This window comes from Nocardioides asiaticus (assembly GCF_040049175.1).
In the GTDB taxonomy this organism is placed as follows: Bacteria; Actinomycetota; Actinomycetes; order Propionibacteriales; family Nocardioidaceae; genus Nocardioides; species Nocardioides cheoyonin.
Genome location: NZ_JBDZDM010000001.1, coordinates 1,125,415 through 1,148,900 on the forward strand (window position 1 = coordinate 1,125,415; position 23,486 = coordinate 1,148,900).

Here is a 23,486-nt window from a genome sequence, read left to right on the forward strand (position 1 = left end):
AGGCACGACCCGCTCAGTCGGGCACCGCCGCGAGCGCGACGCTGGTGACCGGCGCGAAGCAGTTGACGTTCTTCGGCTCCTTGAAGTGGCTGGAGAGTACGACGGCGTCGCCCTGCCTCAGGACCGTGACGGCCTTCGCGGGCACGGCCTGGCAGCCGATGTGCACGACCTGCGCGTAGACCGTCGCACCGGTCTGCTCGAGGCGCTTCGCCGCCTGCCGGATCTTGTCCTGGAGCGCCGACCGGAGCCTCCCGGCGTACGCCGTCAGCGCCTGCTCGTCCGGCAGCGCGGTCGCCGTCGTCTCCGACCGGCTCACGCCCGGCCCGGCCTGGGAGACGACGAGCACCCGGGCGTCGATCGGGCCGCTGGACGGGCTGGACGGGCTGGACGGGCTGGACGGGCTGCCCGGGCTGGACGGGCTCGTCGACGGGCCGCCGGTCGAGCCGTCGTCGGCCGTGTCGGTCCCACAGCCGGCGAGCACGAGGCCGGGCAGCACGACGGAGAGGAGTCCGAGAATCATCCGTGTCACACCCCCACCAACGCAGCAGGCGGGCGCTTCGTTGCACCCGGCCGGGGCCGCGCCGGCGGTGATGGCAGGATGCCCGCCGTGCCCCGCTTCACGAAGGCCGAGCTGCTCAGCTACTACGGCGTCTCCGTCCCGGACCTGCTCCCCCGCGAGGACCAGGAGCTGCGGCTGCTCTTCGTCGGCATCAACCCGGGGCTGTGGACGGCCGCGACGCAGACGCATTTCGCGCACCCGGTCAACCGGTTCTACCCGGCGCTGTTGCAGGCCGGGATCATCACCCATCCGGTCGACGCGGCCGCCGGCATGACCGACCCCGATCGCGACCACCTCCGCGAGCGCGGCCTGGGCATCACCAATCTCGTCCACCGCGCCACCGCTCGCGCGTCCGAGCTGACGACGGCCGAGCTGCGTGAGGGCGGCGCCGCGCTGGCCCGGCTGGTCGAGGAGCGCCGGCCGCGCGTGGTCGCGGTCGCCGGGATCACGGCGTACCGCACCGCCTTCGGCCTCCCCAAGGCCGTCCTCGGTCTCCAGCCCGAGCCGCTCGGCCCGGCCCAGCTGTGGGTCGTGCCGAACCCGAGCGGCCTCAACGCGCACGAGACGGTCGCGTCGCTGGCGGCGGCGTACGCCGAGCCGGCGCGGGCCGCCGGGGTGATCTGACCGTCACTCGAGCGACTGCGGCGCGGTCAGGTCGGGCAGCATGCTCGATCCGCCCGACCGAGTGGTGTCGGCGTCCGCGCTCGCGTCGGGGCTGGCGCCGGTGCTCGCATCCGGGCTCGCATCCGGGCTCGACGAGCTCGTCCCGCTCGGCGACGGGCTCGTCGTCGGCGAGGGCTTGCTGCTCGGCGTGGTCGACTTCTGCGGGCTGGGCGACGACGTCGCCGACGGGCTGGACTTCGTGCTGGACGTGCTGCTGGAGGTGCTGCTGGGCGTCGGGCTCGGCGTGCTGCTGGCCGTCGCGCTGGGCTCGGTCGTCTTCTCGCTCGGCGAGGGGCTCGGCGTGTCGCTCGCGGACGGCGACGGGGTGGCGCTGGGACTCGCGCTGTGGCTCGCGCCGGCGCCGCGCACGGTGACGCTGACCGTGCCGGAGTAGGCGCCGGGAGCGAGGTCGCGGTCGGCGAAGTGGAAGCGGTACTCCGTGTCCTGGGTCGGTGTCACGGTCGCGGACACCGAGCCCGAGCTGGCGTCGACGACCCGCGCCGGGGTCCACGTCGCGCCGCCGTCCGTGCTCTGCTCGAGGACGAGCACACCGCGCGAGATCGGCGCCCCGGTGCTGTCCTGGAGGGATCCGCTGATGAAGACCGGCTTCCCCTTCGCCACGGTGTCGCGGCTGGCGCTGATGCCGACATCCGCCACCAGCCCCTCGAGGTCCTCGACGGTGTCACCGAGCCGCAGCCCGTCGATGCCGAAGGTGTTCCCGTCGCAGCCGAAGCCGACGGTGAACAGTCCGGCCCCGTCGCCCTGCGCCGCCGTGAAGTCCGAGACCGTCTTCGTGACGGTGCTGCTCCCGGGCACGACGGTGCCGGTGGCGCCGTCGTACAGCCTCCAGGTGTAGGTCTCGTCGGCGGCCTGGACGGTCTGCCAGCCGGAGCCGGCCGTGAGCGACGCCCGGCCGACCCAGAGCCGGGTCGTGTCACGCTGCGCCTTGGTCTGGTAGACGACGTACGCCACGCCGGTGCCGCCGTCGCGCACCTCGAGCCCGACGTCGGTCGTGTCGCGGACGCTGGAGACGTAGGCCAGCGTGCCGACGGCGTACCCCTTCGGGAGCGTGTAGTCCACGCTGCGCGTGCCGAGGCCGGCGTCGTAGGTCATCACCGGGCGCAGCGTCTTCGGCTTGTCCCGGGAGGCGTAGAGGTCACTGCAGGCGACGTACGACAGCTGGAGCGGGCTGCCCATCGGGAACTTCAGGCCGTGGACCGGCACGGTGTCCGCGCGCGCGCCTCCGATCGGCCCGATGACCAGCACTACGACGGCCGCCGAGACCGCTGCACAAGCCCTGCTCCAACGCAACTGCCGACTCGCTTCTCGCTCGTCCCCCGCCGATGTGGACGGAGGGCATCCTCCCTCCTTTCCACTCTAGGTCGCCGATGCGGGGTGCGAAACAGGGCACCAAGACCCTTCACCCACTGTTGGGACGCCGGACGACGCGGGTACCGGGGTCGCGGAGGTGTTTCGACCATGACTGTCACCCGATTCGCGAACCTGCCGATGGCCGACCGCTCGCGCGAGTGGGACGGGGCCGCCGCCGAGAAGCGCGTCCGGAGGTGGGCCGACGCCCAGGAGAAGCCGAACGCGGCGTACCGCAAGGCACACGTCTGGTACGACGGCGACCGGGCCGACCGCTTCACGTCCTACAAGCTGCTCATCGCCGACGTCGTCGGCGGCGACCTCAAGGTCGTCCCCCGCGGCCTCATGACGGCCGGCAACGTCATCGAGGGCTCCCGCGGCGGCATCGACCTGCCGAAGGGCGACATCCCCCGGGTGCGGAGCCACCTCGCGAAGTACTACGAGAAGATGGGCGACGAGCCGCCCTGGGAGCGCTGAGGCTATCCACAGGCACCGCTCTTGCTGTTGTTCGGCTGCGTTTGCATGTGGCTAGATGGCGGACATGACGCTCGCTCTCGCGCACGAAGCCTTCCGCCAGGGGGTCGCCGACGTCGGCGCCGCGGCCGACCTGCTCGACCACACCACCCGCCGCGCCGTACGCCGCTGCGACTCGCTCCTCGTCGGCTGGACCGGCGCGGCCGCCGACTCGTTCGCGGTCGCCTTCGGCGACTGGCACGCCGCGGCCGACGACTGCCGCACAGCGCTGCTCACGATGGCCGAGCAGCTGCTCGCGGCGCAGTCCCGGCTCGACGACGCCGACGCGGGCGCGGCCGCCGCGCTCACGGAGCTCATCGGCCGGCTGCAGGCGGCGTCGCGATGACTCGCCTGCGGCTGCCGACCTACACCGTCGACCTCGAGGAGCTGCTCGACTTCGTCGCCGAGCTCGGCGCCGCCGACACCGCCCTCGAGCAGCTCGGCACCGACCTGTGGCGCCAGATCGGTCGCCTGCACGAGACGTGGGAGGGGTACGCCGCGGCCTCCCAGCTGGTCGCCCACCAGCGCTGGGACAGCAGCCTGGGCGACCTCCGCTGCGCCGTACGCCGCCTGCGCCGGGCCGCGTCCCACGCGCATGGGCTGTACGACGACGCGGTCGCCACCAACCTGAGGATGTGGGCCCAGGTCACCTGACGCAGCCATGAGCCTGCTACGAATCAGACCTTCAGTCGACGTACGTCGTCGATTGGCTCGCCCAGGCCGGATCGAAATCGGTGTGCTCCCATTTCCACCTCGCGATCCTCGGACCGACCCAGAAGCAGTAGATCCCGATCGTGATGATGCAGAGCAGGAACCACTTGATCCAGTTGCCGAACAGACCCCACGCCGATCCTGTGAAGACCAGCCGCCGCCCATCGATGTAGGAGTGCTTGGCGCGCCAACGCTCCTTCAACACGAGCGCGAACGGATAGCAGAAGCCGAGTGTGCACACCGTGATCAGCAGCCCAAGAAGGAACGTCCCGACATACGTCGCGGCGCCGCCGTCGAAGGTGAAGCGTCGTGAGTTCGCGGCCATGTTGGTCTCCTTTCGCACCGTCTCCCCGACTGAAAGTAAAGACCCTGACAGCGACGCTGGCCAGGCCGCCTGAAACCGAACGGACCGATCCGCCATGCTTGACGACATGCCGACGCACGCGACCGACTACCCGGAGCAGCCCTACCCCGGCGCGAGACCGGAGACGTCCTACGTGCTACGTGCTCGACCGGGACGGCGTCGTACTCACCGTGACCCCCGACGACGAGGCGCCGTCGGGCTGGGCGGTGGAGGGAGCGGGGTGCCTCGACGCGTGGCTGGCAGAGCGGGGCGGCCCGCCGCTGCAGGAGCGGCTGGCGGTGCTGGGCTACGGCTCCAACGCCAGCCCGCAGAAGGTTCTCCGCAACAGCACGAGCCTGCCGGCGGTCAACCTGCGGGCCGACCTGGTCGACCTGGCGGCGGTGTGGTGCGCGGGGCCGCGCCACCTCGACGGGGCGATCCCGGCGACGCTCGCGCCGCGGGAGGACCACCGGGAGGCGCACATGATCGGCTACGTCCTCCCCGACGACCTCCACCTGCTCGACAGCGTGGAGGGCCACCCGCTGCGCTACGAGCGCCGACGGCTCGACCCCGGCAGCGTCGTACGCGAGGACGGCCGCGAGCCCGACGACGTGATCGCCTACGTCGGGGTCTCGGACAACCGGGTCCCGGTGCTGGACGAGTACGGCGAGACGGTGCTCGTCTCGGACGGCACGACGCTCGAGGAGGCGCAGGCCCGCGCGCAGTGGCTGGTCGAGCGGCGGGAGCGGATCGCGTGAGCATCGAGGCGACGCCGGTCGCCGCCGGGTTCGCGCCGGTGAAGGGCACCCGCCACCAGACGTACGACGCCGTGGAGCTGGACGAGGACGGCGCGGTCGGCGACCGGGGCTTCTGCCTGGTCGACGTCGAGCGCCGGCGCGTCCTCAAGACCGTCCAGAACCCGACGCTCATCGCCGTCACCGCGATGCTCGAGGGACGACGGCTCGACGTCGTGCTCCCCGACGGCGTGGCCGCCTCCGCCGAGCCGTCGCCGACCGGGGAGACGGTGACGTGCGACTACTGGGGCCGCGCCGTGGAGCTCGCGCTGCTCGACGGGCCGCACGGAGCGCTCTTCTCGCAGCACCTCGGCCGGGACGTCCGGCTCGCCGCCGCACCGCGCGGAGGGGTGATCTTCGGCGACGCCGTCACCGTCCTGGGCACCGCCTCGCTCCGCGACCTCGCCAAGCGCGCCGGCGATCCCGGCCTGGTCGCCCAGGCAGCGCGCTTCCGGCCGACCCTGGTCGTCGAGACCGACGAGCCGTACGCCGAGGAGCGCTGGCTCGGCCAGGAGCTCCGCGTCGGCGGCGTACGCCTGCGGGTCGGCGTGCCCATCCCGCGCTGCGCGGTGATCGACCTGGACCCTGCCAGCGGAGTTCGCGACCTGCCCGTGCTGAAGGCCCTCGCCTCCTACCGGCCGCTCAACCGCGCCGGCGAGCCGTGCTTCGGCGTGTTCGCCAGGGTCGACGGTCCTGGGACCCTGTCCCCGGTCTGAGCACACCTCTCCCCAAGATGGGAGACGGCGGGCGGCTTTTCCCCAGATGAGGGGATTCCGGCGTTCCTGTGAGTCTCCTGAGACTGGCTGGGACCGGCGACGACGGCGTCGCGGGTCGCTCATGAGGAGGCAAGGACATGTCCAGGTTCCATCGGCTCGTGGCGTCCGCCGCCGTACTGGCTCTGGCCGGTGCCGGCATCGCCGCGACGAGCCCCGGTGCGGAGGCCCAGAAGGCCGGCGCGCATGCGAAGGCGAAGGCCAAGGCCCACAAGCCCAAGGCCCACAAGAAGGTCGTCAAGAACGCCTTCAAGAAGAGGTACGCCAAGCCGTGGGTGGTCGCGAAAGGCCTGTTCACCCCGCTGACCACGGCCGTGGCCAACGACGGGACGGCGTACGTCACCTCGAACTTCGGCGGCCAGCTGCTCCGGATCAGGCCCGGCAAGGCACCGACCGTCGTCTACACGGCACCCGAGCAGGGCGTCGAGGTCGGCGGCGTCTCGGTGAGCGGCTTCTCGGTCCGGTTCACGTTGACCTACAGCGACCCCACCACCGGTGAGCCGTCCGACACCCAGCTGATGCAGCTGCTGCCTGGCGGCAGGGCCCGGATGATCGCCGACATCTACGCGTACGAGAGCAGCGCGAACCCCGACCAGGTCAACACCTACGGATTCACGACGACCGTCGACCCGGCCTGCTTGGCGAAGTGGCCCACGGCGGACTTCGGTCCGGCGAGCTACACCGGGATGGTCGACTCGCACGCCTACGGCACGGCCCAGGTCGGCGGATCGACCTACATCGCCGACGCCGGTGCCAACGCGATCCTCAAGGTCAGCCCGTTCGGTCGCGTCAGCACGGTCGCCGTGCTGCCGCCGATCCCGCACACCCTCACCGCCGACGAGGCGACCAACCTCGGGCTCGACCCGTGCTTCGTCGGTCTGACGTTCAACTTCGAGCCGGTCCCGACCGACGTCGAGCTCGGCAGGTTCGGCAAGCTGTACGTCAGCAGCCTGCCGGGCGGACCCGAGGGTCCGGTGCTCGGGCCGCGCGGCAGCATCTTCGCGGTCAACGCGTTCACGCACACCTCCAAGCAGATCGTCACGGGCCTCCTCGGCGCCACCGGCGTCGCGGTCGCGCCGAACGGCACGCTCTACGCCACCGAGATGTTCGGCGGCAAGATCGACCGCATCTTCGTGAGGCCGTGGGGAGCCAAGATCACGACGCTCGCCAAGGCCGACACACCGGCTGCGGTCGAGTGGACGCCGTGGGGCGTCGTCGCCACCACCGATGCCCTGACGGGCACGGAGGAGGAGAACCCGACGCCGATCAACGGCAAGCTGATCAAGTACGGCTTCTGAGTCGTACGCCGCGTCGCGGGCCGGGTCTCTCTCATGGGGCCCGGCCCGTCCGTCGAGTCGGGGGTTGTGCCCTGTTGAGTCGGGGGTTCTGCCCCGTCGAGTCGGGGGTTCGGTGCTCTCAGCGCGGCGTGGGCGACGGCTCGGGGTTCCCGATCCGCACGACCTCGTCGCTGATCCGGTGGACCACGTCGGTCTCGCGCACGAGGCCGACCGCGACGAGCGTCACGACCACCACCGCGACGAGCCGGCCGAGGCGGGGCTTCCGGCGCGCGCGGTGCCTGCGCCGCCCCCCGCGGGGTGCCTCGCGGGGCGCCGGGGTCGGTGGTGGCGCGGCTCGACCCGGCGCCGGCCCGGCGCCGTCGCAGGTGGTCGACCCGCGGACGACGTCGGGCGGGCGACGGGAGGTCTGGGTGGCGCCCTGGAGGAGTACGTCGAGGCGGGTGGCCGCCCACGCGACCTGCTCCTCCGCCAGCGCGACCGGGCGGGTGGTGAGCAGCTCGACCAGCGTGGCCGGCGTACACACCGCGACGCCTCCGACCCATCCCGCCTCCGGGCCGGACCCGGCGAAGCAGAGGACCGCGTAGACGGCCTCGGGCGGCACGTCGGCCACCAGCCGGGCGACGGCGAGCGCCGCCTCGCCCGCAGCGTCGACCGTCCTCTCCCGGCGGTAGCCGTTGTGCCGGAGCACGCCGGCGCGGACCGCGACCGTGCCCGACCAGTTCTTGGAGTCGATGACGAAGACCCCGCCCGGCCCGACGACGACGTGGTCGACGTTGGCGAGCCTCCGCTCGGGCCAGCGCACGTCGTGGAACGCGGTCCACCCCGACGGAAGGCACGCGAGCGCAGCGGCGGTCGCCCGCTCGCCCTCGGCCCCGCGCTCGTAGCGCTCGGCCGAGCGCACCAGCCGCTCCGCCTTCTCGCGCTGCCGCCGCGCCACCTCGTCCGCCGACTCCCCCGCCATGGTCCTCCCTCCGGGACGGCCCACCCTCCCTCGGGCCGCGCCCGACGTCAGCAGGTAAAGAGACGGATCCGGATGGTCCGCCCTGACCAGTACGGACCGCCCCGGGCGCCCTCACCGACCCCAGCGTGGGTCAGGGCAGGTGGAGGACCGCGCGCAGGAACCTCCGAGCCTCGTCGTAGACGCCCGGCTGCTCGCTCTCCCGCGGGCCGGCGACGTTGAGGGCGATGCCGGTCTCGAGGTCGACACCGACGTCTGCGGCCAGGCCGCGCACCCAGGCGAGGGCGACCTCGACGAGGCGTACGTCGTCGGCGCGGCCCTCGGTGACCAGCCACGGACGGCCGAGCTTCTCGGCGAGCTCGATCGTCAGGTCGGTGCCGGGCGACGCCGCGTCGGCCGCGCGGACGACGAGGGTGGCGTCGCTGTCGCGCACGTTGAGCTCGGTCCGCTCCGCGGGGTCGGCCGTCTCGGTCTCCACCAGCGCGGGGTAGCGCGCGAGCAGCCCCGGCGGCTCGGTCAGGTCCTCGGCCCAGCCGCCCGCGGGGCACCAGCCGGCGTACGGGATGCCGAGCTCGACGGCGACGTCGAGCGCCGCCCGGTCGACGCCGCTCTGCCCGCCCGCGACGATCCGGGCGACGGCGGGGTTCACAGCAGCGACCCGAGGTGGCGTACGACGTCCGCCGCCGGCCCGGTCGGCGCGGAGCGGTAGCCGGTGCCGGCCCACAGGTGCAGCCGCTCGGGGTCACCCGCGGAGGCGGCCTCGGCGCGCAGGGCGCGGGTGAGGTGGTGGATGGCGGGGTAACCGTAGGGCGCGGTCTCCTCGTGGCGCTCGATGAAGCCGTTGAGCAGCCCGCGGGCCGGACGCCCCGTGAACGCGTGGGTGATCGTGGTGGAGGTGAACCGCGGGTCGGCCAGGGCCGCCTTGTGGGTGGACGAGGCGCCGGACTCCTCGGTGCGCAGCAGCATGGTGCCGACCGCGACGGTGTCGGCGCCGGCGTGGAGCAGCGAGGTCACCGTGACGGAGTCCTGGACGCCGCCGGCCGCGACGATCGGCAGCCCGGTCTCGGCGACCGCGCGGACCAGCTCGCCGGTGTCGGTCGGGACCAGCTTGCGGCGCGGGTCGTGGGTGCCGCTGTGGCCGCCGGCATCCGTGCCCTGCGCGACCAGCCCGTCGAGGCCGAGCTCCTTCGCGGCGTACGCCTCCTCCACCGTCGTCACCGTCGCCAGCAGCGTGCTCCCCGCCCGGCGGAGCGCGGCGACCTCTCTCGCCGAGGGGAGACCGAAGGTGAAGGAGACGTACGCCGCCGGCTCGCTCACCAGCAGGTCGACCTTCTCGCTCCAGTGGTCGTCGTCGGTGACCGGCTCGGCAGGGAGTACGACGCCGAGGGCCTCGGCCTCCGGCCTGAGCTCCTCGGCGTAGGCGGCGAACGCGTCGGGGTCGACCGGGTCGTCGTCGGGGACGAACAGGTTGACCCCGAACACCAGGCCGGCGGCCCCCAGCTCCGCCATCTGCTTACGGACGTCGTCAGGCGACTTGTAGCCGGCCGGAAGGAACGCGAACCCGCCTGCCCGCGTCACCGCCTCCACCAGCGCGGTAGTGGTGGCGCCGCCGGCCATCGGCGCGGCGACGATCGGCAGGTCCGTCCCGAACAGGTTCGCCATCTTCCCAGTGTGGCTCGCCTCTGGTGACCGGCTGGCCGGTGGTCAGCTCTCCCGGCCGCGCTTGCGGTTCTGCTCGTGGAACGAGGCGCGGGTGATCTTGGAGATCGACGACGAGCCGAGGGAACGGGTCATCCGGCGCAGCCCGGCGACCTCGTCGAGCTCCCGCTCGATCCCGGGCTTGGCCGAGTCGGGGGCGACGTCGAAGGCGTCGCCGAGCAGCCCCATCGTCTGGTCGAGCATCCGCTCGCCGGCGTCGACGTCGCCGCCCTCGAACGCCTCGGACGCGAGGCGCTTGTGCTCCTGGGCGTCCTGGAAGAGGACCTCGCTGCGGACGACCGGGTCGGCGATCCGCTGCGCGGCCTCGTCGCCCGGGACCACGTTGACGTGGATCGGGACCACGACGGTCTCCTCCGCGAGCCGCGCCAGGGCGACGTAGCCCACCTCGATGGTCGCCACCTGCGCCAGGCCGAGCGCGGCCATCGCCGGCACCGACAGCTTGAGCAGCAGCTTGCGCCGCTCCCCGGCGTACAGGTCGCCGAGCTCGACCATCACGACACCCTCGCCCAGGTGGGTGGCCGGCAGGTCGTTGTAGAGCCTCAGCAGCTCGGCCGAGGGCTCCATCCGGACCGTCAGGGTCGCCGCCTGGACGACCTTCTCGAGCAGCCCGTCGACCTCCTTCGCGATCGCGGCGCCGGCCGCGTCGGGGTCGGCGGCGAACACGTGGTTGCCGTTGCCGCTGCGGGCGATCGCAGCGAGCAGCGTCTCGTCGTAGCCCTCGCCGTAGCCCAGCGTCGCGGTCACCACCCCCCTGCCGTGGGCACGGCCGGCGAGGGCGGCGAACTCGTCGGCGTCCTCGATCCCGGCGTTGACGTGGCCGTCGGAGATGACGAGCACGGTGGCCCCGGCGGCACCGACCCGCTTGATCTCGCGCAGGGCGCGGAGATAGCCGGCGCTGAGGTCGGTGCTCCCGCCCGGGGTCACAGAAGAGATCCGCTCGACGGCGCCCTCCTTGTCGGTCAGCGGGCCGGTCGGCACGACCACCTGCGCCTGGTGGTCGAACGCCACCAGACCGAAGTTGTCGGTCGGGTCGAGGCGCTGGACCAGCGCGCTCAGCGCCGCCTTGGCGCCCTCGAGCGGGGCGCCCCACATCGACCCGCTGCGGTCGAGCACGACCTGCAGCGTCGCGGGCGGGCGCTGGACGTCGACCTTCGGCGCCGCGGGCGCCTCGAGGTCGAGGAGGACGGCGACCTCGTCGGCCGCCTCGTGGGCCACGACGCCCACGTCGAGCAGAGCGTTGAGCTTCAAGGAGGACTCCTGCGGGGAAGAGGGACGGGACTGCGCCCCCGAGCGGCGCAGTCATCAAGGTAGGGACGGCCACCGACAATTTCGGTTGACGGCCCGGCGCGCCTCCTTGACGTCCCTCCTCATCGACACTCCATCACGTCCCGCTGGACCGTGACGACACCGCGGCCGTTGACCGTCACCTTGCCGCGCAGCGTGAGGACGATCTGGCTGCCGTCGCTGCCGTGCAGGCGCGGCTTCAGGTGGTACTGCGAGACCCGCTCGAACCCGAACCCGTCGTCGGTGATGCCGCTGACGACTGCGTCGACCTTCTCCCGATAGGTGCCGGCGTACGACGGCTGCCGGCTGTCGTCGGGGACGACCTCGACCGCCCCGTCGACGCTGCCGTTGACGTGCGTCTCCCCGCGTCCGTTGGGAGGCGACACGAGCTTGTAGGCGCCGTGGCGGACCTCGTGGAACGTGCCCGCCCAGGCCACGCATGGCCCCTCCCCGGCGGCGAAGGGCTCGGTCTCGTCGTACTCCTCGGTGATCACGTCGTGCTGCGCGGCGGCCGCGACAGGCGCCGCCGTACCCACGAGAGGTACGGCGAGGGCCGCCACCGCCGAGGCGGCCAGGACCGGCCTCATCACGATCACCCGATCACGCAGACGACGAGCGCGGCGGCACCGGCGAGGATCCCGAGCCCGAGCCCGAAGGCGGCCGGGCCGGAGAACGCGCCGACGCGGCGGCGATACTCGACCGCCAGCAGGATCGCGACGCCCGCGAACACGACCGGCCAGCTCGACCAGAAGCCGATCCAGGTGACGGCCGAGGCGATCGCCAGCCCCAGGGACGTCCCGGCCACGCGACCGGGACCGCCGGCGAGCGCACGGGCGCCGAGGAAGGTGGCGAGGGCGATGACGGCGACGCCGAGGCCGACGTACGCCAGCAGCTCGAGCGTGCTGAGGGTGTCTTCCTTGTCGTCGCCGGACTGCCAGTTGCCGATCATCGCGACGGCCCAGGCGATCCAGGCCCCGAGGGAGGCGGCCAGGGGGCCGCCGAGGTGGTGGACGAACGCCGGCCGGGCCGGCGTGGTGGTGGTGCTCATCGGTGAGCTCCTTTCATCGACAGTGAGCAGAGCGCACCACCCCACCGCGCCGGGACGGATCGACCGCGGACCATGCCCGGGCCGGGAGATCCTCCGGCACGTACCGGGACTCCGGTCCCGGGACACGGCGCGCAAAGCGGCGCACACTGCCCCTATGAGCGCCGACCGCGGCCGCCGGGCTCTCGGGTGGGGCCTCGCTGCGCTCGCGATCCTGCTGCTCGCGTCGGTGCCGTTCTCGCTCGCGGGCGGCGTCGTGGACCGGCCGCGGGTCTCCTTCGAGTCCGGTACGGGCGACACGGTCGCGGCCACGCTGGTAGTGGTCGGCTTCGCGCTGTCCGGCGCGCTGCTGATCCACCTGCGGCCGCGCAACTGGATCGGCTGGATCCTGGTCGTCTCCGCGCTGCTCCAGGTCACCAACGTGTCGATGGACGCCTACTCGGCCCGCGCCCTCACCGACCCCGACCACTCGCTCCCGCTCGGGCTTCCCGCCGCCTGGCTGATGTCGTGGACCTGGCTGCCCTCGCTGCTGCTGCCGGTCCTGGTGCTCCCCGCGCTCTACCCCACCGGCCGCGCGCCGTCGAGGTTCTGGCGGGCGTACGTGTCGTTCGCGCTCGCCACGACCCTGCTCGGCTCCATCTCGCTGGCGGTGATCGAGGGCACCATCGACGACACCGTCCGCGGGACCCGGCTGCCCTGGACCGCCCCGGACTGGCTCGAGGTAGCCCTGGTCGGGACCTTCACCGTCATGCTGGCACTGTCGGCGGTGACCGTGCTCGTGGGGACGATGGTGCGGGTCGTCCGCGCGCGGTACCCCGAGCGGCAGCAGCTGCTCTGGCTGCTCGTCGTGATCGCGGTGATGCTCGCGACCGTGCTCAGCCCGTGGGAGACGGTCTTCGTGACGGCGTACGCGCTCGTGCCGGTGGCGATCGCGATCGGGGTGCTCCGCTACGGGCTGCTCGGGATCCAGATGGCGCTGCGGCGCGGGCTGGTGTACGTCGGGCTGACGCTCCTCGTCGCGCTCGTCGTCGGCGGGCTGACGACCGCCCTCGCCGGCCTCCTGCCCGGGCGGCGGCTGTCGCTGGTCATCGCCTCGGCCGTCGTCGCGGTGCTGGTCCTGCCGGTGGCGCGCTGGCTGCAGGTACAGGTCGACCGGCTGGTCCTCGGCGTACGCGATCCGCTCGCGCTCGTCGGCGACGTCGGCGCCGGCCTCGAGGTCGCCTCGGACGACCCGGTCGCGTCGATGCTGGAGGCGGTCTCGTCGGCCGCCGGCGCGTCGTACGCCGCCGTGCGGGACCTCTCCTCCCGCGAGCTGGCGTCCGTCGGCCTACCCACCCTCACCACCACCACGATCCCGCTCCGCCACGGCGGCCAGGAGCTCGGCGCCCTCGTCGTCGCCGGCGCCGGCGACCTGCGCGTCGTCGCCGCCCTCGCGCCGCACCTCGCCGTCGTACTCCGCTCCCAGCTGCTCACCGCCGAGCTCGACCGGGCCCGACGGCGGGTGACCAACGCGACCCTCGCCGAGCGCGACCGGCTGCGCCGCGACCTGCACGACGGGCTCGGCCCCTCGCTGTCGGGGATCGCGCTCGGCCTCGAGGCAGCCGGCGGCCTCGTGGGGTCCGAACCCGACGCGGCGGCCGAGATCCTCGCGCGCACGCGGGCCGAGGCCGAGGTCGCCGTACGCGAGGTGCGCCGCGTCATCGACGGCCTGCGTCCCTCGGCCCTCGACCTGCACGGGCTCGCGGGAGCCGTGCGCGACACCGCGTCCGCCCTCGGCCTGGGTCGGCCGGGGCTGCCGTCCTTCAGCCTCTCGACCGACCCGCTGCCGCTGCTCGCCCCGCGCACCGAGGAGGCCGCCTACCGCATCGTGGCCGAGTCGCTCACCAACGTCGTACGCCATGCCGACGCGGAGCACTGCTCCGTGCGGGTCCGCGGTCGCCGCGCACTCCCCCGACGTCGTCGTCACCGACCTCTCGATGCCCGACCTCGACGGGGTCGCCGCCACCCGGCGGCTGCTCGCCGCCCACCCGGGTCTCGGCGTACTCGTCCTCACCATGCACGAGGACGACGACCACGTCTTCGCCGCGCTGCGGGCCGGCGCGCGGGGCTACCTGGTGAAGGGGTCGGACGGGGAGCAGATCCTCGCCGCCGTACGCTCCGTCGCCGCCGGTGACGCCGTCTACGCCGGACCGATCGCACGGCGGATCACCGCGTTCTACGCCGGGGAGGACTCGGTCTCGCCCGCCGAGCGGGCCTTCCCCGACCTCACCGTCCGCGAGCGCGAGGTGCTCGAGCTCATCGCCGTCGGCTGCCGCAACCACGAGATCGCGCGGCGCCTGGGGATGTCGGAGAAGACCGTCCGCAACCACGTCTCCGCCGTGCTCGGCAAGCTCCAGGTCCCCGACCGCACCGCCGCCGCCCTGCGCGCTCGCGAGTCCTGATCGTCAGCTCCTCCTCGGCGAGGTGGTGGGCGACCAGGTTGCTGAGCTCCTCGACGGCGTCGGTGAACGCCTGCGTGTCGGTGCCCTTCAGCTCGAGGACCGCGAGCAGCGCCTCGTTGCCCTCCGCGTGCTCCTCGTGCCCGTGGTGGACCTCGTGCTCGCCGACGTCCTCCGCCTTGTAGCGCAGGACGGGGTAGACCAGCTCCTCCTCGGCGATGCTGTGGGCGATGTGCACGTCGGCGAACGCCCGGCGTACGGCATCGCGGTCCTGCGTCGTGTCTCGCAGCTGCCGCAGCAGCCGCTCGAAGCGGCGGTGGTCGTCGAGGATGAGATCGAGTACGTCGCCGGTGGTCGGGCGGCCGACGTCGATGGTGGAGTCCGTGCTGCTGGGCATGTGTGGCAGGGTAGCCCGCCGGCGGTCTCCTGATGCGCCGCGAGCTGCCGCGTCTTCGGCGTTGTCCACAGGCTCGGCGTCGGTGGTGGTTCGTCCGCCTTCGTCATGGGTAGGTTGCCTCCGTCGCCGCGCGCGGGCGCCGGCGAGCTCGGGAAGGACGGACCGCAGATGAGGCGTACGCCGCTCGCCACCCTCGCACTCTGCGCTGCCCTCGCGCTCTGCGCCGCGTTCGCGCTCGGCGGCTGTGGCGGCGGCGACCCGAAGCCGAAGTTCACCGACTCCTCCGATCCCTCGCCGTCCGCGTCGTCTAGCGCTGCCACCGAGCCGCAGCCGCCGGAGATGCCCGATGCGGCCAAGCGGCACACGGTCGCGGGGGCGAAGGCATTCACCAAGTACTACTTCGAGGTCGCCGACTACGCCCAAGCGACCCTAGACGTCGCGCCCCTCGTCGCGCTGGCAGATGACAACTGCGACACATGCGATGGCGGCACCGACGGCCTACGCACGACAGCTAAAAAGGGCGGCCGCATCGTCGGTGGTAAGACCACGATCTCCGCCCTGACCGCCGGTCCCACCACGGTCGGCGGGGAGACGTGGATGACGGTCAACTTCCGGTATCACCTGGCGTCGTTGCGCGAGGACTACCCGGGGACCAAGAACGACCGCTCCTATCGCGCCAGTTCTGGTAGGTCGTACGTGGTCCTGAAGCCGACGTCCCAGGCGTGGGTCGTTGACTACTGGGAGATCCGATGAGGCGCGCAGTGCTCCTTCTGCTCCTTGCGGGATTTCTGGTCTGTGTCGACAACCAGGCCGCAAAAGCGTGCACAGACCACCAGCACCAGTGCGCCGGCACCGCTAAGGGAGGACTGTGGGGCGCAGCCGAGGACCGCCAACATCAGCACCCTTCGGACGGACAAGGTGATGCAGCCGGGGCGGAGACGGTGACGCATCACGAGGGCGAGTACCACCAGGTCCCTGTCTGTGCACTGGGCAATGTCATCTGCCATGAGTATCAAGCGTGTGGCGACGGCCAGACCCTTCAGCAGTCGTGGTTCCTGACCGAAAGTGGCATTGATGGCAGGCACACGTGGTGCCCCACAGCCGAGTCACCCACTCTCCAGCAACCGCAACCGCAACTCACAACTACACGCATACTCGAGGCGTTCCAGCGCCTGCCGCTTCCGGCGGCGCCGCTGAAGATCGACCCACCCCACGGCAAGACGCTGGTCAACCTCGACACCGTCTTCTACACCACCCAGAAGCCGTTCACGAGGACGATCCACCTGCTCGGCCACCGGATCGACTTCCGCATCAGAGCCTCCCAGTACACCTGGCACTTCGGCGACGGCCACTGGACCGTCACCGACAACCCCGGCAAGCCCTTCACCACCCAGGCCGCCCACGTCCACGACATCAGCCACAAGTACCTGAGCAGGGACACCTTCCAGCCCAGCCTCGACACCACCTACACCGCCGACTTCCGCGTCGACGGCGGCGCATGGCGCGACGTCAACGGCACCGTCACCATCCAAGGACCCACCCAGAACATCACAGCCGTCACCGCCACCCCCGTCCTCGTCGGTTGAGCGAACGTTCGCTCAAAACCGACCCGACCCCTCGGCAGGAGCACCGCCCGCGATCCACGGCCCAGCGCTGCAACGCCCTGCAACGCTTGACCACCACTCCAGCACGCAGTGGGCTCGCACGAAAGACAGGGCCGAGCAAAGGAGCTCCCATGCGCGCAGCTCGCTACTACGACCGCGGCGACATCCGGATCGAGGACGTCGACGAGCCGACCGTCGGCCCGGGGCAGGTCGGGATCGACATCGCCTGGTGCGGGATCTGCGGCACGGATCTTCACGAGTACGCCGAGGGCCCGATCTTCATCCCGCCGGCCGGCCATCCGCAGCCGATCAGCAAGGAGAGCGCGCCGGTCACGATCGGCCACGAGATGTCGGGCGTGGTGTACGCCGTGGGCGAGGGCGTCGACGACGTGAAGATCGGTGACCACGTGGTCGTGGAGCCCTACATCCTCCACGACGACGTCGACACCGGCCCGGACAGCCGCGACTACCACCTGTCGCCTGACATGAACTTCATCGGCCTGGGCGGCTACGGCGGCGGGCTGGCGGAGAAGATCGCGGTCAAGCGCCGCTGGGTGCACAAGGTCGATCCGAGCGTCCCGCTCGACCAGGCCGCACTCATCGAGCCACTGTCGGTGGGCTACCACGCCGTCGAGCGCAGCGGCGCCTCCGCCGGCGACACCGCGCTCATCACCGGCGCCGGGCCCATCGGCCTGCTCACCGCCGCGATCTGCAAGGCTCGCGGCCTCACGACCGTCATCAGCGAGCCGAGCCCGCTGCGGCGGCAGAAGGCGACCGAGTCCGGCGTCGGCGACCACGTACTCGACCCCACTACCACCGACGTCGTCGCCGAGGTTCGCGCGCTGACGGACGGTCGCGGCGCCGATGTCGGCTTCGAGTGCACGTCCGTCCAGCCCGCGCTCGACACCCTCCTCGACGGCCTGCGCCCGACCGGCAAGCTGGTCGTCGTCTCCATCTGGGGCCACCCCGCCTCGGTCGACATGCAGAAGGTGGTGCTCAAGGAGATCGACGTACGCGGCACCATCGCCTACGTCAACAGCCACCCGGCCACCATCGCCCTCATCGAGCAGGGCAAGGTCGACCTCGCGCCGTTTATCACCGGTCGGATCGGCCTCGACGGCCTGGTCGACGAGGGCTACGACACCCTCATCAACCGCAACGAGACCGCCGTCAAGATCCTCGTATCCCCGTCCGGCGCCGGCCTGTGAGACACCAGGTCAGTCCCCCGCCCGCACCAGCCCGCTCTCGTACGCCAGCACGACCGCCTGCGCCCGATCGCGCAGCGCGGCCTTCTGCAGGATCCGGTTGATGTGCGACTTGACGGTCGTCTCGGAGAGGAACAGCTCGCCGGCGATCTCCTGGTTCGACAGCCCGCGCGCGATGAGGGTGAGCACCTCGCGCTCGCGGTCGGTGAGCGACTCGATCCGCGCCGCCTCCGCCGCCCGCGGCGACGGCACGCGCAGGTGCTGCTCGATGAGCCGCCGCGTGATCGCCGGCGCGAGCAGGGCCTCGCCGGCGACCACGGTGCGTACGCCGTCGACGAGCCGGGCGGGCGGCGCGGTCTTGAGCAGGAAGCCGGCGGCGCCGTCGCGCAGCGCGCGATAGACGTACTCGTCATCGTCGAACGTCGTCAGGATCAGCACGCGCACCTGCGGCGCCCGCTGCCCCAGCTCCCGGGTCGCCGCGAGCCCGTCCGTGCCGGGCATGTGGATGTCCATGAGTACGACGTCGGGCCGCTGCTCCAGGGCGAGCGCGACCGCCTCGGCGCCGTCGGCGGCCTCGGCGACGACCTCGAGGTCCGGCTGCGACTCGAGGATCATCCGGATGCCGCCGCGGACGAGGTCCTGGTCGTCGGCGATGAGGATCCGGATCACGGCTGCACCACCGGGATCCGCGCCCGTACGGCGTACCCGCCCGACGGCTCCGGCCCCGCGTCGAGCCTGCCGCCGTACACCGCGACCCGCTCGCGCATCCCGACGATCCCCTGCCGCCCGCCCGGGCCGGGCGCGGCCGCGCCGGAGCCGCTGTCGACGACGAGCACCCGCACCTCGTCCGGCAGGAAGCAGAGCGTCACGACCGCAGGCGCCGAGCCGGCGTGCTTGCGGATGTTGGTGAGCGCCTCCTGGACGACCCGGTAGACGCTGAGCGACACCCCGGGCGGCAGCTCGCGGCGTACGCCCTCGATCCGCAGCTCCACCGGGAGCCCCGCCGAGCGCGCCTCGTCGACCAGCGCGTCCAGGTCGCCGACCCCCGGGTGCGAGGCCATCCCGATCTCCTCACCGTGCTCCCGGAGCAGGCCGAGCAGGGCACCGATCTCGGTCAGCGCGCCGCGCCCGAGGTCCTGGATGCGCTGCAGCGCGTCGGTCGCCCGGGCCGGGTCGCGGGCGATCACCTGCTCGGCGCCGGCCGCCTGCAGCACCATCACGCTGACCGAGTGGGCGATCACGTCGTGCAGGTCACGTGCGATGCGGGCGCGCTCGGCCGCCCCGGCGGCGCGTACCTCCTCCTCCCGCCGCCGCTCAAGCTCCTCCGCCCGGTCGGCCAGGGTCTCGGTCTCCGCGACCCGGGTACGCATCGCGAGCCCGACCAGCCACGGCGCGGTGACGAGTACGGTGCCGAAGCCGAGGTCGGAGCTGTCCTTCGGAAGCGTGCTCGCGAAGAACGCAAGCCCCACGAGCAGGCCGACGATCGCGCCGCGCCACGGGAGATGACGAGCCGCGGAGTACTCCGCGGCCAGGACCCAGAAGATCGGCATCACCGGGTCCGACAGCGGCACGCCCGCCCACGTGTCGGCGACCAGCCCGCCGAAGCAGCAGACCACGGTCACGAGCGGCCAGCGACGTCGTACGGCGATCGACGCCGCCGCCACCGCCGACGCCGGTACGGCCGCACCCAGCGGGTGGAGGTCGTCGACGAACAGCTCGACCTCGCTCAGGACGAGCACGACCACCGCCAATACGACGTCGATCCACCGCACGAGCCACCCGCGCATGGGCCGACGCTAGTCGCGATCCGCCGCCGCGGCCTCCACCCAGAGGTGGCGGTCTTGACCACCCGTGGGTGGACGTACGCCGTCGGCGGACCGACCCGCGCCGGTGCGAGAGCCACCCTCGGGCCGATGCCCGCGGCCGTGCTTGGCGGGGAGATTCGACGCAGTCCCGGAAGGGCCGGGACACCCGCTCAGAAGAAGGTGCACAGTCATGAAGCTCACCGCTCCCAGGATCCTCGGCGCGATCGTCGCGCTCGACGTCGTCTGCTTCCTCGTCTCCGGGATCTTCCGCAACGCCGACGAGGGCGCCGGCGAGATCGTCGGCGGCATCGGCTGGTTCGGGTTCCTCGGGCTCACCCTGGTCGCCATCGTGATGGCCGTCGGCCTGCTCGTCGGCTCCGTACGGCGTACGCACGCCCGGCGCTCGCACTGAGAGGAGTACGACGATGAACAAGCTCGCGCTTGCCGCCGTACCCGTCGCAGCCGCCACCGCCGTCGGCCTCGCCCTCACCGGCGGCGCCGCAGACGCCGGCCATCCCGCGGCTCGCTATCACACGGTCAGCGGCCACCTCATCGAGTCGTCGTCGTGGGGTTGGCCGACCGGCTACGTCTCGCTGGACGACGACTACTCCGTGGCCGGGAAGAAGATCGCCTCCGACGTCACCACCTGCCGCGGGAGCAGCCCGACGGCGACCACCGCCGCCTGCGAGGCGGCCATCGCGTTCAAGGGCGGCCTCGTGGTCGTCGGCTGGACCGCCACCACGAAGCCGGGTCCCATCCGCGCCACCGTCCTCGGCGGCACCGGCACCTATCGCCACGTCCGTGGCTTCGCCGTCATCCGGGAGGGCGACAACTCCGGCGACGGCCCCAGCACCGCCGACTGGACGATGCGGATCGCCTACTGACGCGGCCGCCGGTGGACGACCAATCGGCCCGCGAAGCGGAATGACTGGCGCGCCGTGGCCCGCTCGGCCCTCCTCGAGTCCTCGTCACGCCGGCTCGACCGCCGCGAACACGACCCGCAGAAGCCCCTCGGGCAGTCGCAGGTGATAGCTCGTACGCCCCACCTTCGCGACGGTCCCGACCCGCCCGCTGAACTCACCGGGCGCAACGACCCGCGCCGTCGCCCCGGGCGGAAGGATCGTCATCCGGCGGCCGTCGCGCATCGCGGCCAGCTCGGCGACGTAGTTGGGATGCATCGCCGCCGGGCGCCCGTGATGGACCCACTCGAAGACGCGGTCGACGTCGTTGGGAGCGTCGCAACGGCCACACATCAGCACCCGCTCCGGCCGCCGGTGCCGCTCGACCATGTGGCCCTCGCGGCACACGCCGACCCAGGCGCCGGGCACGCGCGGCGCGTCCTCGGGGACGCACCGCTCCCCCGAGCAGCCGATCCGCCGCGCCGTCTCGGCCCAGACCGGACCGTGCCCCGCCTCGGGACCGACCAGCGCGTGGGCGATCTCGTGGAGGATCGTGTCGCGCACCTCCGCCTCCGGATGGAGGCGCGTGATCGGCGCCGACAGCCCGATCACCTTCCGCCCGTGCCTGCACACGCCCGCACGCCGCTTCGCCTGGTCCAGCTCGATCGTCCATCCCACCAGGCCATGTCGCTCGAGCAGCTCGTGCGCGAGGCTCCACGCGTCTCTCAGATCCATGCCGCGGACCTTAGGGGCCGCCACCGACATCGGAGTCTCAGGCGTAGAGCGCATCCCCCGCCAGGTCGAGCGGCTGGAGCTCACGCACCCGCCCGCGAACCTGGTAGCGCAGCTCCTCGCCGTGCTCCGTGATGCCCTGCCACGCGTCGGCCGCGGCCCCGGCTGCACTGGCACCGAGCGGAGACAGCGTCACCGCAAGGAGCGCGTCACCATGAGGATCTCGTACGACGATCGCGGCCCGCTCCAACGACGGCGCCTCCCCCAGCGCCAACCGGGCGGCGAGAATCGCATGAGCGGCGACGAGCCGTGCGTGCCACTCGTTGGCCTCCGTCTTGCTGAGTCTCGCGAGCGTCGGGTTGCCGGCCGGCGTACGCGCGGGCTTGCGGTCCGGGATCGTCTCCGCATCGGGGACCTGGACCGTGAGCCGGATGGTGCTGCCCGCGACGCCTCTCACGGTGAGCGGGAGCCGATTGCGTGTCGCCGCCTGGCTCACGACCTCGCCGACCGTCGCGGGCTCGTTCGAGGCAAGCTTGCGATGCCGCTCCTCGACCGCCTGCTCACGGGCAGTCCGCGCGTTGGCGGTGATGGTCATCAGGTCCCGCGCCCATCCTTCGGCGACGACGCGGGCACGGTCCTTCGCGGTACGACGTCCCAGGCGATCCCACAGCGAGACGCCTCGTAGCTCCTGCTTCTCGGCGGTGGCGACCAGGAGCCCGAACTTCGGGAGCTGCGGTTCGGCAGCCTTCTCGACCGGCGCCGCGATGAACGCAGTCTTGTGAAGCTGCTGCAGCGTCCGGAACGCCTTGGCGACCTCAGCCGTCGGGTCAACCGCCGGCTGCGTCCGGCTCGTTGCCGACCCCGGCGTTGAGCTCGTCCGGCGGCGACTACTGCCACCGACCGGCTCGTACCAGGTGAACGGACCGGCACCGGTCGAGACACCGGTCCGACCACCCCCGACGTGGAGCCGGGCGGCCCGTGGTCCGACGTGGGCGCGGAGCCCACGCGAGCTGGCGGACAGCCGGATGCCGGGGGCGATCCGCATCGAGAAGAACCGAGCCATCAGACGCTCACCGCTCGCAGACGATGCCGTCGCCGTCGCGGTCCTCGTACCAGGCGTACTCCGGGTCCGTGCCCTCGTAGTACGGCCCGTAGCCGGCGTCGTTGGCCTCACCGCACGTGCCGAACTGTGGGTCCGTCGCGCCGGTACTCGATCCGCCGGCCGACCCGGAGGAGGTCGAGCTGCCGGTGCCGGCGAACTGCTGCGGCGCGCTCTGCGCGACCTTCGCGCGCTCCTCTTCGCGAGCCTGCTGGACCGCCTGCTTCTGCTGGGCCTTCAGGTTCTGGCGCACTGTCCGGAGCCTGTCCGCAGCGGCCTGCTTCTGGTCCTTGAGTCGCTGCTGCAGGTCCGCCTTGGTGTCGCGAAGGTCGGAGTTCCGGGTCTGCAGATCCGTCACCTTCTGCTGAAGGCTGGCGGTCTTCTCGGCGACCGCCGTGTCGACCTGCTGCTGGACCGTCGCGGTGTCAGGGGCCGCCGACGTGTCTGAGGAGTCCTCGCCGCCTGCGGCGCCGATCCCGATGCCGATCAGGAGAGCCGCGATGCCGGTCACGGTCGAGGTCTTGGTTCTGGTCCAGAACGGCTTCTTCGCCGGAGGGAAGTAGCCGGGGTACTGGTCAAGCGACGGCTGCGTCACTTCTGCTCGCAGGCGATCTTGTCCTTGTCGCGGTCCAGGCCCTTGTTGTACTTCATGGCCGCAGCGAACAACTTGTTCGACTTCTTGAAGGTCTTGACCGGCGTACCGCTCGTCTTGTCCTTCGCGTTCACCCTGCCAACGCCGTGCGGGTACTTCTTGTGCAGCGCGGTGCAGTTCTTCGTCCAGGCGGGCTTCGATGCCGCCTCGGCCGGCGCGTTCGGGGCGATGAGCGCCACTGCGAACAGTGCAGCCGCGACTCCGGTCAGCTTCTTCGTCTTGCTCACTTTGTCTTGTCTCCAGAGTGACCAGGCGACGACGTCCTCGCTGTCGCTGGTCGGTCATTGCTTCCGAGAACGAGACGTACGAGAGCGCCGTGTCTGATGCTGTCCCGGGCTGTCTCGAGCAGCGCGTCGTGCCATCGTCGGCGCGCCATTCAGATCCTCGGCTGCGACCGTCCCCGAGGTACGCAGAACCCAGAGAAATGACCCGACCTGACTATCCACACCCGACCGAACGGACGAGGTCTCGTCGGACAACTCCCATCCAGTCGGATGGTGCGTTGCCGAGGGCTGGACATCTGGACATACAGCGCCGTCGCGCAACTGGATGAGTTTGGCGACTTGTCTGCACGCGGTCATTCCTCGCCTTTAACTTCTCCTTGGGAGGTCAAGAGATCGATGACCG

The 23,486-nt window shown here is 72.0% G+C and carries 28 protein-coding genes and 3 pseudogenes; 15 read left to right on the forward strand and 16 right to left on the reverse strand.

What is annotated here, in order from left to right:
- Positions 1–13: 13 nt before the first annotated feature.
- Complete coding sequence (locus tag ABLE53_RS05465) at positions 14–520, reverse strand: hypothetical protein (RefSeq protein WP_348857681.1); 507 nt, start codon at positions 518–520, stop codon at positions 14–16.
- Positions 521–598: 78 nt separating this feature from the next.
- Between ABLE53_RS05465 and ABLE53_RS05470 the strand changes: the two genes are divergently transcribed.
- Entirely contained in the window at positions 599–1,183 is a 585-nt protein-coding gene (locus ABLE53_RS05470) for a mismatch-specific DNA-glycosylase (RefSeq protein ID WP_348857682.1), read from the forward strand.
- A gap of 3 nt (positions 1,184–1,186) precedes the next feature.
- On the opposite strand, the gene ABLE53_RS05475 is transcribed toward ABLE53_RS05470, so the two are convergent.
- Entirely contained in the window at positions 1,187–2,446 is a 1,260-nt protein-coding gene (locus ABLE53_RS05475; protein WP_348857683.1) for a hypothetical protein, read from the reverse strand.
- Positions 2,447–2,701: 255 nt separating this feature from the next.
- Between ABLE53_RS05475 and ABLE53_RS05480 the strand changes: the two genes are divergently transcribed.
- The 3 genes from ABLE53_RS05480 to ABLE53_RS05490 all read left to right on the forward strand — a co-directional run bounded on the left by ABLE53_RS05480 (position 2,702) and on the right by ABLE53_RS05490 (position 3,757).
- Positions 2,702–3,067, forward strand: a complete 366-nt coding sequence (locus ABLE53_RS05480) for a hypothetical protein (RefSeq protein WP_348857685.1) — start codon at positions 2,702–2,704, stop codon at positions 3,065–3,067.
- 64 nt (positions 3,068–3,131) lie between these two features.
- The gene (locus ABLE53_RS05485; RefSeq protein WP_348857686.1) at positions 3,132–3,449 is read left to right on the forward strand and encodes a WXG100 family type VII secretion target; all 318 of its coding nucleotides are present in this window, start codon (positions 3,132–3,134) and stop codon (positions 3,447–3,449) included.
- Entirely contained in the window at positions 3,446–3,757 is a 312-nt protein-coding gene (locus ABLE53_RS05490) for a WXG100 family type VII secretion target (RefSeq protein ID WP_348857687.1), read from the forward strand. The genes ABLE53_RS05485 and ABLE53_RS05490 overlap by 4 nt, the downstream gene beginning before the upstream one ends.
- A 31-nt stretch (positions 3,758–3,788) precedes the next feature.
- On the opposite strand, the gene ABLE53_RS05495 is transcribed toward ABLE53_RS05490, so the two are convergent.
- Positions 3,789–4,139, reverse strand: coding sequence for a DUF898 family protein (locus tag ABLE53_RS05495; RefSeq protein ID WP_348857688.1), 351 nt, complete (start codon positions 4,137–4,139; stop codon positions 3,789–3,791).
- A 179-nt stretch (positions 4,140–4,318) separates the two neighbouring features.
- On the opposite strand from ABLE53_RS05495, the gene ABLE53_RS05500 reads away from it, so the two are divergent.
- From ABLE53_RS05500 to ABLE53_RS05510, 3 genes are all read left to right on the forward strand, one after another.
- On the forward strand, positions 4,319–4,915 hold the full coding sequence (locus tag ABLE53_RS05500; protein WP_348857689.1) for a hypothetical protein: 597 nt from the start codon (positions 4,319–4,321) through the stop codon (positions 4,913–4,915).
- On the forward strand, positions 4,912–5,667 hold the full coding sequence (locus ABLE53_RS05505) for an MOSC domain-containing protein (RefSeq protein WP_348857690.1): 756 nt from the start codon (positions 4,912–4,914) through the stop codon (positions 5,665–5,667). The genes ABLE53_RS05500 and ABLE53_RS05505 overlap by 4 nt, the downstream gene beginning before the upstream one ends.
- Before the next feature lie 137 nt (positions 5,668–5,804).
- Positions 5,805–7,022: a ScyD/ScyE family protein gene (locus tag ABLE53_RS05510; RefSeq protein ID WP_348857691.1), complete on the forward strand. Its 1,218-nt coding sequence runs from the start codon at positions 5,805–5,807 to the stop codon at positions 7,020–7,022.
- A gap of 118 nt (positions 7,023–7,140) precedes the next feature.
- Here ABLE53_RS05510 and ABLE53_RS05515 read toward each other — a convergent pair whose 3' ends face one another.
- From ABLE53_RS05515 to ABLE53_RS05540, 6 genes are all read right to left on the reverse strand, one after another.
- Positions 7,141–7,983, reverse strand: coding sequence for a nuclease-related domain-containing protein (locus ABLE53_RS05515; RefSeq protein WP_348857692.1), 843 nt, complete (start codon positions 7,981–7,983; stop codon positions 7,141–7,143).
- A 130-nt stretch (positions 7,984–8,113) separates the two neighbouring features.
- On the reverse strand, positions 8,114–8,629 hold the full coding sequence (locus ABLE53_RS05520) for a putative molybdenum carrier protein (RefSeq protein ID WP_348857693.1): 516 nt from the start codon (positions 8,627–8,629) through the stop codon (positions 8,114–8,116).
- Entirely contained in the window at positions 8,626–9,642 is a 1,017-nt protein-coding gene (locus ABLE53_RS05525; RefSeq protein ID WP_348857694.1) for an NAD(P)H-dependent flavin oxidoreductase, read from the reverse strand. Before ABLE53_RS05525 ends, ABLE53_RS05520 begins: the two co-directional genes overlap by 4 nt.
- Before the next feature lie 42 nt (positions 9,643–9,684).
- Positions 9,685–10,947: a vWA domain-containing protein gene (locus ABLE53_RS05530; RefSeq protein ID WP_348857695.1), complete on the reverse strand. Its 1,263-nt coding sequence runs from the start codon at positions 10,945–10,947 to the stop codon at positions 9,685–9,687.
- 119 nt (positions 10,948–11,066) lie between these two features.
- The gene (locus tag ABLE53_RS05535; RefSeq protein ID WP_348857696.1) at positions 11,067–11,570 is read right to left on the reverse strand and encodes a hypothetical protein; all 504 of its coding nucleotides are present in this window, start codon (positions 11,568–11,570) and stop codon (positions 11,067–11,069) included.
- Positions 11,571–11,575: 5 nt separating this feature from the next.
- Positions 11,576–12,031: a hypothetical protein gene (locus tag ABLE53_RS05540; RefSeq protein ID WP_348857697.1), complete on the reverse strand. Its 456-nt coding sequence runs from the start codon at positions 12,029–12,031 to the stop codon at positions 11,576–11,578.
- Positions 12,032–13,271: 1,240 nt separating this feature from the next.
- Between ABLE53_RS05540 and ABLE53_RS24775 the strand changes: the two are divergent.
- The 3 genes and pseudogenes from ABLE53_RS24775 to ABLE53_RS05550 form a co-directional block, all read left to right on the forward strand.
- Positions 13,272–13,742: pseudogene (locus ABLE53_RS24775) on the forward strand (histidine kinase); the annotation flags it as partial.
- Between the two features lie 262 nt (positions 13,743–14,004).
- Positions 14,005–14,124: pseudogene (locus ABLE53_RS24780) on the forward strand (DNA-binding response regulator); the annotation flags it as partial.
- 18 nt (positions 14,125–14,142) lie between these two features.
- Positions 14,143–14,469 carry a LuxR C-terminal-related transcriptional regulator gene (locus ABLE53_RS05550; protein ID WP_348857699.1) on the forward strand — a complete coding sequence of 109 codons (327 nt, stop codon included), beginning with the start codon at positions 14,143–14,145 and terminating at the stop codon, positions 14,467–14,469.
- A gap of 61 nt (positions 14,470–14,530) precedes the next feature.
- Here ABLE53_RS05550 and ABLE53_RS05555 read toward each other — a convergent pair.
- Positions 14,531–14,863, reverse strand: a pseudogene (locus ABLE53_RS05555) (hemerythrin domain-containing protein); the annotation flags it as partial.
- Between the two features lie 105 nt (positions 14,864–14,968).
- Between ABLE53_RS05555 and ABLE53_RS05560 the strand changes: the two are divergent.
- The 3 genes from ABLE53_RS05560 (at position 14,969) to ABLE53_RS05570 (ending at position 17,675) form a co-directional block, all read left to right on the forward strand.
- Entirely contained in the window at positions 14,969–15,616 is a 648-nt protein-coding gene (locus ABLE53_RS05560; protein WP_348857700.1) for a DUF6318 family protein, read from the forward strand.
- 8 nt (positions 15,617–15,624) lie between these two features.
- Entirely contained in the window at positions 15,625–16,449 is an 825-nt protein-coding gene (locus tag ABLE53_RS05565; protein WP_348857701.1) for a hypothetical protein, read from the forward strand.
- Positions 16,450–16,598: 149 nt separating this feature from the next.
- Positions 16,599–17,675, forward strand: a complete 1,077-nt coding sequence (locus tag ABLE53_RS05570) for a 2,3-butanediol dehydrogenase (RefSeq protein ID WP_348857702.1) — start codon at positions 16,599–16,601, stop codon at positions 17,673–17,675.
- Between the two features lie 9 nt (positions 17,676–17,684).
- Here the strand turns inward: ABLE53_RS05570 and ABLE53_RS05575 are convergent, their stop codons facing one another.
- Positions 17,685–18,341, reverse strand: a complete 657-nt coding sequence (locus tag ABLE53_RS05575) for a response regulator (protein ID WP_348857703.1) — start codon at positions 18,339–18,341, stop codon at positions 17,685–17,687.
- The gene (locus ABLE53_RS05580; protein WP_348857705.1) at positions 18,338–19,459 is read right to left on the reverse strand and encodes a sensor histidine kinase; all 1,122 of its coding nucleotides are present in this window, start codon (positions 19,457–19,459) and stop codon (positions 18,338–18,340) included. The genes ABLE53_RS05575 and ABLE53_RS05580 overlap by 4 nt, the downstream gene beginning before the upstream one ends.
- 208 nt (positions 19,460–19,667) lie before the next feature.
- On the opposite strand from ABLE53_RS05580, the gene ABLE53_RS05585 reads away from it, so the two are divergent.
- Positions 19,668–19,889, forward strand: coding sequence for a hypothetical protein (locus tag ABLE53_RS05585; protein WP_348857706.1), 222 nt, complete (start codon positions 19,668–19,670; stop codon positions 19,887–19,889).
- Positions 19,890–19,902: 13 nt separating this feature from the next.
- The gene (locus ABLE53_RS05590) at positions 19,903–20,361 is read left to right on the forward strand and encodes a hypothetical protein (RefSeq protein WP_348857707.1); all 459 of its coding nucleotides are present in this window, start codon (positions 19,903–19,905) and stop codon (positions 20,359–20,361) included.
- An 84-nt stretch (positions 20,362–20,445) separates the two neighbouring features.
- Here ABLE53_RS05590 and ABLE53_RS05595 read toward each other — a convergent pair whose 3' ends face one another.
- The 4 genes from ABLE53_RS05595 to ABLE53_RS05610 are packed head-to-tail and all read right to left on the reverse strand — an operon-like array spanning position 20,446 to position 23,086.
- A complete protein-coding gene (locus ABLE53_RS05595) occupies positions 20,446–21,111 on the reverse strand; it encodes a SprT-like domain-containing protein (RefSeq protein WP_348857708.1) in 666 nt (221 codons plus the stop codon).
- Positions 21,112–21,148: 37 nt separating this feature from the next.
- Entirely contained in the window at positions 21,149–22,171 is a 1,023-nt protein-coding gene (locus ABLE53_RS05600; RefSeq protein WP_348857709.1) for a DUF4236 domain-containing protein, read from the reverse strand.
- A 7-nt stretch (positions 22,172–22,178) separates the two neighbouring features.
- Complete coding sequence (locus tag ABLE53_RS05605; RefSeq protein ID WP_348857710.1) at positions 22,179–22,802, reverse strand: excalibur calcium-binding domain-containing protein; 624 nt, start codon at positions 22,800–22,802, stop codon at positions 22,179–22,181.
- Entirely contained in the window at positions 22,799–23,086 is a 288-nt protein-coding gene (locus tag ABLE53_RS05610; RefSeq protein ID WP_348857711.1) for an excalibur calcium-binding domain-containing protein, read from the reverse strand. The genes ABLE53_RS05605 and ABLE53_RS05610 overlap by 4 nt, the downstream gene beginning before the upstream one ends.
- Between the last annotated feature and the right edge of the window lie 400 nt (positions 23,087–23,486).